This window comes from Paracoccus sp. (in: a-proteobacteria), assembly GCF_046462195.1.
GTDB lineage: Bacteria > Pseudomonadota > Alphaproteobacteria > Rhodobacterales > Rhodobacteraceae > Paracoccus.
Genome location: NZ_JBKGUN010000187.1, coordinates 1 through 7,004 on the forward strand (window position 1 = coordinate 1; position 7,004 = coordinate 7,004).

Genomic DNA, 7,004 nt, shown 5'->3' on the forward strand with positions numbered 1-7,004 from the left:
TGATACTGGACAGGTGAGCGTCTCTTGGCACGTGGTCGACAACCTGCTTGAGTTGACATGGCAGGAATCCGGCGGACCTTCCGTGACTCCTCCCGCTCATGAAGGGTTTGGCTCACGCTTGATGATGGCGCTGACGTCTGACTTGGGGGGCGACGCTCAAGTTAGCTATCCCCCAACCGGGGTGATCTTTACCTTACGGTCAGACCTGCGCATCATACTGGCAAGTTCTTCCAAACTCGGCTGAACACGCCCCGAACTGATGGACCGATGCGGCCTGATTGGGGACAGTGCCGTTGGTATTACCGACACATTGAGCACGCCTTGACATTCCAATGATGAGGCAATCCGGTTGTGCGCGAGGGAACGGCGCTATCAGGTCTTCCCTTGGGTCAAACCGGACCATAGCGTTGTCATTTAGCACGGCGACCACTGCCTATGGCCTGCCGCCCAAGCTTTTGGGTGAGCGGCGGGCGTGCGCGGAATCCTTTGTCCAGCCTCGCTCAAAGGATATAGACGATCTTTGTCTGGCGGCGATCTTCCTGATGAAGAGACAGGCAGTTTCCAACACAGGCGGCATTCTCTCCCTCAGGATCGTCCTATTCTTCGATCCAAGGGAGCCTACTTCGAACCGGAAGAGTAGCTTGGCCGTACCCATGTGGGTCTGACTGCAGCCAAGACCTAGACAAGCGCCGCGATAACGGCAGCGAGCAGCCACCTTTCAACCGCGCGCCACCAGATCCCATGCCGCTGCGCATAGTCCTAGAGATATATGGAAGGGTTCGAGCGATTGCCCTAGTGCCATCAGGGCTTGGATCCACCTCCCACGCAGCCATCCACGACGGCGCAGCCGTTTTCCCTCTCGAGGCACGCCTAATTGTCGTATTCGTAGTCGTGGGCCGGCAGGAGCATCCCATAGCCGTCATAGGCCTGCACCATGACGCAGGCAGGCTCCTGCACTTCCTCTTTTGTCGGTCACTCGGCGCAGGCTCCTGTTCCTTGCGTCGCGCCCAAAACAACTTACAGCCCGTGCGGAACCAGCACCGGGTCGTCCGGCACTGCTTGCTTCATGCTGCAAGACCCGGCTGCCGCGCCACCGGGCGCAGGTGAGTGTGCCGCAAAAGACATTGGAGCCGCGTCTTCGGCCCGCGACACTGCATGAGATCCACGTGTCCATCATGCAAATAAAGACTGGGACAAAGACTGGCGCCCACCGGTGAGGGGAGCCGGTTGAAGGTCATTTTCAAGGCATCTGGTCAATCTTCCGGCGGGGCAAGCAAGCCACAAGTTTTGCGGCATCCGGTGCCAAGCTACACCATGCTCATGCTGCACTCGCCACCGCTCTCAAAACAGATAGCAACGCTTTCCAACCAGATGATGCAACGGACGGGAACAACTGCTGCACCCAGTGCGGCTGCCGTTCCTCACAAACCTCTGGCGCTTCGCCACTTGGACGGATCAACCGGCGGCAGGTGCGCCGGATGATCCATATCCCTTGCCGGCAACAAACATGCCGACACCTCATCCCGCCCTTTAGTTCTGCTCACGCGAAAGGGCCGCTTGATGACCGCGAAAGGCGCACCCTTTCGTGAATATGGCGCATCTGTTCATGATGGTGCGAATGGTCTTCACCGTTGTTAGTCCCGGGAACGCGCATGTCGCCGCGTTCAAGGACAAGCCACCTCGACACCGACCCTGTTGAAGAATGCCGCCTAAAATTTCGTGAGACCTGCCAAGATACTGTGGTTGATAATGCCTCGGGAATCAGGATCATGGTCGTCCGGGCACTGGCCTTGGACAGGCCTGCCTTCGTTTGCTTGAAAGTACTGCCCGATGATTGTCCGTTCGCGCCCGAGCCTGCTGACACTGTTCTTTGTCGTGAAGGGATCAATCATCCTGCGCACTTGGCCGCAGCTGGCTACCGTCGGGGTGCTGTCCTTGATCGTCGTGGCCGCGCATCGCCAAGCCCCCGACATCGTTCCCGGAATCAATCCTGCCCCGTTCACGCTGATCGGCATCGCGCTGTCCATTTTCCTCAGCTTTCGGAACAACGCCTGCTATGACCGCTGGTGGGAGGCCCGCAAGCTTTGGGGCCTGATCATCCAGTCCGCGCGAGACCTAGCCCGACAGACGGTTGTTCTGGACGAGGGACCGGGGGAAACCTCTGGGGAGCGCAGGGAGATCCTCACGGCAACCATCGCATTTGGCCGTGCCGCCGTTGGCCAGTTGCGGCAGAGGAAGGGAGAGCAGACTCCGGACACGCCAAGCGCTTCTCTCGGCCCCGCAGACGGCATTCTGCACGGGATCGCCGCTCTCACTGGCCGCCTGCTGCGCCAAGGCCGCCTTGCTCCGGTCGAGGCCTTGGCCGTGAACGAGAGCCTCGGGCGGCTGACACAGGCTTTGGTCGGCTGCGAACGACTGGCCAACACGCCCCTGCCCTTTGCCTATACGCTGCTGCTGCACCGCACGGCCTATCTGTTCTGCTTTCTTCTGCCGTTCGGCTTTGCCGATCTTCTGGGGTGGTCAACGCCCCTCGCGGTCATGCTCGTCGCCTATACGTTCTTTGGCCTCGACGCATTGGGGGAGGAACTTGAGGAGCCTTTCGGCCTGATGCCGAACAGCCTTCCGATCTCTGCCTATGCAGCGATGATCGATATCCACCTACGCGCTGCCATGGGCGAGACGGACCTGCCTCCGATGCCGGTTCCGCAGGATTATGTCCTGACGTGAAAGGAAAAAAGGTGCATGCGGCAACGCGGCGCTCGAGGGTCAGGGTGTGACGGCTTGAACACTGCAACAACGCATGCTGCACTTTCTTTCGAATATGTCATTGCCTATGCCCCGAGTTGCCCGAAGGATCCAACCACGGAGGAGATGATGACTGCGCATGATGTTCAACGCACCCAGATCCGGGCGTCTATCCGGTCCTTGTACCGGAATTCTGGGTTTGGGCAAAACGGTATAAAGTCGGCAGGCAAAGGCTTTCATGCATTCGGATAGCGCACAGGTCGAGGTGGAAAATCCCGTGAAGAAACAGCAGCGGGACATCGAGCTGGGTTGATCTTTTTGCTCTCATGTGGCCCGCCATTGCCGCGGGAACCTTCGTAATACGGTCACAAGCATGTGCGGCAGCTTCGGGGTCACATATCCTTATGCCACCGATCGCCAAAGGGGGATGCTTTGCACAGTGGTTGCGCGTGTCGCTGCCCCTCCGTTGTCCGCCCCCGGCCAATCCAGGCATTCTGAACCCACGATGTTGAAAGAATGCCTGCCATGTCCTCAGATGATGTTGCACTGCAGGTCCCCAGCTTGTTCCACGCCATGATCTGGGCGCTTTCGCTTGACTGGTGGGACGGGGCGCGCTTCTCTGCCGCACCGCGGCTCAGGAGGCACAGGTGGAACAAAGACGGATGGGAAATCGCCACGTCGGCGCCATCGGATTCGGTGCGATGAGCTTTGGCGGGATGTTCGGCGCAACAGATGAAGCGACCTCGCTGAACTGTCTTGCAGCGGCGGCAGACGCCGGCATCAGCCATTTCGACACAGCCAACATCTATGGCATGGGCGTGTCGGAACAGATCATCGGCAAATGGGGGCGGCGGGATGTGCATCTCGCCACGAAGTGCGGCATCGTCAACGGGCCGCCACGGACCGTGCGCAATGATGAGCCCCACATCCGTCAATGCCTTGAAGAGTCGCTTCGCAGGCTGAAGCGAGAGCATGTGGAGCTTTATTACATCCACCGCCGCCAGCCTGACATCCCGGTCGAGGATCTGGCCGGAACAATGGCAAAGCTGGTGCAGGAAGGAAAGATCGGCGGCTATGGCCTGTCCGAAATTGCACCATCGACCTTGCGTCGCGCCCACGCCGAGCATCCCGTGACTGCCGTCCAGAACGAATTTTCTCTCTGGACGCGGCTGCCTCAGTTGGGCCTGATCCAGACCTGCCGCGAGCTTGGCGTTGCTTTCGTCGCCTTTTCTCCCTTGGGCCGCGGAATGTTCGGTCGTGTCCCCTTGAAGCGGGACTTTCGCGAAGGCATCGACTTTCGCGACACCAACCCGCGCTTCATCGAGCCGAATTTTTCCGCAAATCTGGCCGTCATCGCGCCGTTTCGCAAGCTCTGTGCAGAGCGAGGCTGGACGGTCCCCGGTGCGGCATTGGCTTGGGTGCTGGCGCAGGGGGATCACATCATTCCGATCCCGGGAACGCGCACGGCCGATCACCTGCACGACTGGCAGATTGCCGATCTCGAACCCGCTGATATCGCCGAAATGGAACGTATCCTTCCTGCAGGTTTTGCACATGGCGGCCGCTACGGTGATCATCAGATGGCGTTCGTGGAAAGTTATTGCTGAAGTTCTTTGGTCCATCTGTCGCGAGATCTTATGCATTCCGGCGCCGATGACCTGTGACAGGGTAAGGCTTCATCTGCCTGGGTCATAGCCTTTCCCGGCCCTCTTTTCGATCAGAAGCCCGATCCGTCCCTAGGAGGCCGTGGAAACTGAGGACGCCGGGTGACGCTTCGTCAGTTCCCAAGGTGTTGCTTTGCATTTGCCCCAACGCCATGCGAACCCGATAAGGTGGAGGCGGCGCCACCTTCCATCAAAGTTGCTCAAGGGCTCTGCAATGAACTTCCGCCTGCCGCAGCGCGTCGGCTACAGCCGTTCCGAGGTCGTCTCGGATTTCATCGTGCATGCGATCGGCTTGGCGGCCGCTCTGCTGGCCGTCCCAGTCCTGCTCATCCGGACATGGTCACTTGGCGGCGAGGCATCCGTCATCGCGGGGGTCGCGGTCTATGGCGCCACGCTGATTGCCATGATCCTGTGCTCCACCCTCTACAACATGGCCCATCCCGACAGGTGGAGCGACGTGTTGCGCCGGCTCGACCACTCCGCCATCTACTTGAAGATTGCGGGCACCTATACCGCGTTCGCGCTGCTTTCGCCCCATCCGACGGGCTGGTTCCTGACTTGGATCTGGACCTGTGCCGCCCTTGGCGCCGGGCTCCGGAGCTATGCATCGGACCGCTGGCGCGGAGCGGCCATTGCCCTTTATCTTGTCATGGGCTGGTCAGGGGCGGCTGCGGGCGGCACCCTTTTCGGAGAGATGCCGCCACGGGTCTTTGCCCTTATCCTGGGCGGAGGACTGCTCTACACTGCCGGCTTTGCCTTCTACATGTGGCCGCGCCTCCCGTTTCACCGAACGATCTGGCACATCTTTGTCATTGTCGCGAGCGCAGTTTTCTTTGCAGCCGTCGCCGTGCACGTTCCGGAGCGCATCTGATCGTTCAACCGGCTGCCGGATACTGTCACCGCTCAGCAGTTCTCGGTCTTCCTCTTTGAAGCAAGCGCAACAAACCCGTATGCCGATGCTGGTTACCGGACCACAGCGCCAGGCGTTCAACCAAGCCTGCGGGTGTGATAAGACAATAGAAAGCCGTTTCGCATTGTGGCAGAAAGGATTGCCCATGAAAGCTGTCAAGATCGAGCAACCCGGCGGGCTGGACCGCCTGCGGGTCGTCACCCTCGACGATCCGGGTCAACCCGGACGCGGGGAAATCCGCGTCCGCATCCATGCGTCGTCGCTGAACTTCCACGACTATGGTGTCGTATCCGGCCGGATGCCGACACAGGATGGGCGGGTGCCGATGTCCGACGGTGCGGGTGTCGTCGAGGCTGTGGGCGAAAATGTTGACGAGTTCCGGGAAGGGGATAACGTCGTTTCCTGCTTCTTTCCCCAATGGTCCGACGGACCGCCGCCAGTTGCCGATTTTTCGGGCGCCCCCGGGGATGGGGTGGATGGCTACGCTTGCGAAGTTGTGGTCCGCAAGGCGAACTGGTTCACCAAAGCTCCCAGGGGATACAGCCACGCCGAAGCTGCCACGCTGACAACCGCCGGTCTGACAGCGTGGCGTGCGCTTGTCGTCAACGGTGGCCTCAAAGCGGGCGAGACGGTTCTGACGCTTGGGACTGGCGGTGTGTCGATCTTTGCGGTGCAACTGGCAATTGCGATGGGCGCCAAGGTCATTGCAACCTCGTCCTCCGACGACAAGCTGGCAAGGCTGCGGGAACTCGGTGTTACCCATACGATCAATTACAAGGCCGAAAAGGATTGGGGCGCTCGTGTCCAAGAGTTGACGGATAGTCGCGGGGTTGATCATGTGATCGAAGTGGGCGGACCCGCGACCCTGCCGCAGTCGATCAAGGCGTGCCGGATCGGCGGGCATATCTCGCTGATCGGCGTACTGACTGGCGCTGCGGGGGAGGTGCCGACAACGGCGTTGATGGCGAGGCAGCAGCGTCTACAAGGTCTGATCGTTGGCAGCCGCGCCATGCAAAAGGAGTTCGTGCGCGCTCTCGAGGTTACTGGCATCCGCCCTGTGATTGATGGCAGCTTTCCACTTGATGAGATCGCCGAGGCTTTCCGTCATGAAGAATCTGGCGCGCATTTCGGCAAGATTGTTCTGGCTATCTAGAGGGAGAACTGCCTGCGCCTTCCCATTGCAGCTATCTGAAGCGCTGCTGATCTTTCGCCTGCTCCGGCGCCGGCAGAACCCGCGGTTTCACGTAGGGGAAGTTTTATCAGGGGCTTTGGCGCTCCCGATCTCCATTGCCCGGTTAGTCTTTCCCTTGCGGATGCTGCTGCAGCTTTGAGCAGCATCAGGAGGCGGCGGTGTCGGAGAAGAGGAGTTCCTTCAACGGCCTTGCTGCGGCAGAGGAAGCAAAGCGGCAAGCGGCGTGGCGGTCACGGGCAAGCCGGAAAATTTTTGTGACGCCATCGCCGACGCGCTGTGCACTGCAGGAGCGAGGAGCAGTCTTGAGGACCTCAAGGGGAGACTTGTGGAAAGGGGGCTTGCGTTGGTCGGCGGAGCGCAGGGCCAGACAGCATAGCACCCATTTGGGAGCGGGCCGAATGATGTTTGATAAAAGTTGGTTGCGGTGCCCTCACGCCACCAAAGTCCGCGAAGACGCATCTACTTGGCGTGCAAAATGAACATGCGCTATGCC

The 7,004-nt window shown here is 60.0% G+C and carries 4 protein-coding genes and 1 pseudogene; all 5 read left to right on the forward strand.

Annotated elements, in window-relative coordinates:
- Positions 1–244 (forward strand): annotated as a pseudogene (locus tag ACLHHB_RS11615) (sensor histidine kinase); the annotation flags it as partial.
- A 1,586-nt stretch (positions 245–1,830) separates the two neighbouring features.
- On the forward strand, positions 1,831–2,727 hold the full coding sequence (locus ACLHHB_RS11620; RefSeq protein WP_410218443.1) for a bestrophin family protein: 897 nt from the start codon (positions 1,831–1,833) through the stop codon (positions 2,725–2,727).
- Between the two features lie 665 nt (positions 2,728–3,392).
- Entirely contained in the window at positions 3,393–4,352 is a 960-nt protein-coding gene (locus ACLHHB_RS11625; RefSeq protein WP_410218444.1) for an aldo/keto reductase, read from the forward strand.
- Between the two features lie 271 nt (positions 4,353–4,623).
- On the forward strand, positions 4,624–5,280 hold the full coding sequence (gene trhA, locus ACLHHB_RS11630; RefSeq protein WP_410218445.1) for a PAQR family membrane homeostasis protein TrhA: 657 nt from the start codon (positions 4,624–4,626) through the stop codon (positions 5,278–5,280).
- A gap of 184 nt (positions 5,281–5,464) precedes the next feature.
- Entirely contained in the window at positions 5,465–6,472 is a 1,008-nt protein-coding gene (locus ACLHHB_RS11635; RefSeq protein ID WP_410218446.1) for a zinc-dependent alcohol dehydrogenase family protein, read from the forward strand.
- Positions 6,473–7,004 lie beyond the last annotated feature (532 nt).

Coding starts and splice junctions, on each gene's coding strand:
- ACLHHB_RS11620 (WP_410218443.1), top strand. CDS start 1,831: ATGATTGTCCGTTCGCGCCCGAGCCTGCTGACACTGTTCTTTGTCGTG.
- trhA (WP_410218445.1), top strand. CDS start 4,624: ATGAACTTCCGCCTGCCGCAGCGCGTCGGCTACAGCCGTTCCGAGGTC.
- ACLHHB_RS11635 (WP_410218446.1), top strand. CDS start 5,465: ATGAAAGCTGTCAAGATCGAGCAACCCGGCGGGCTGGACCGCCTGCGG.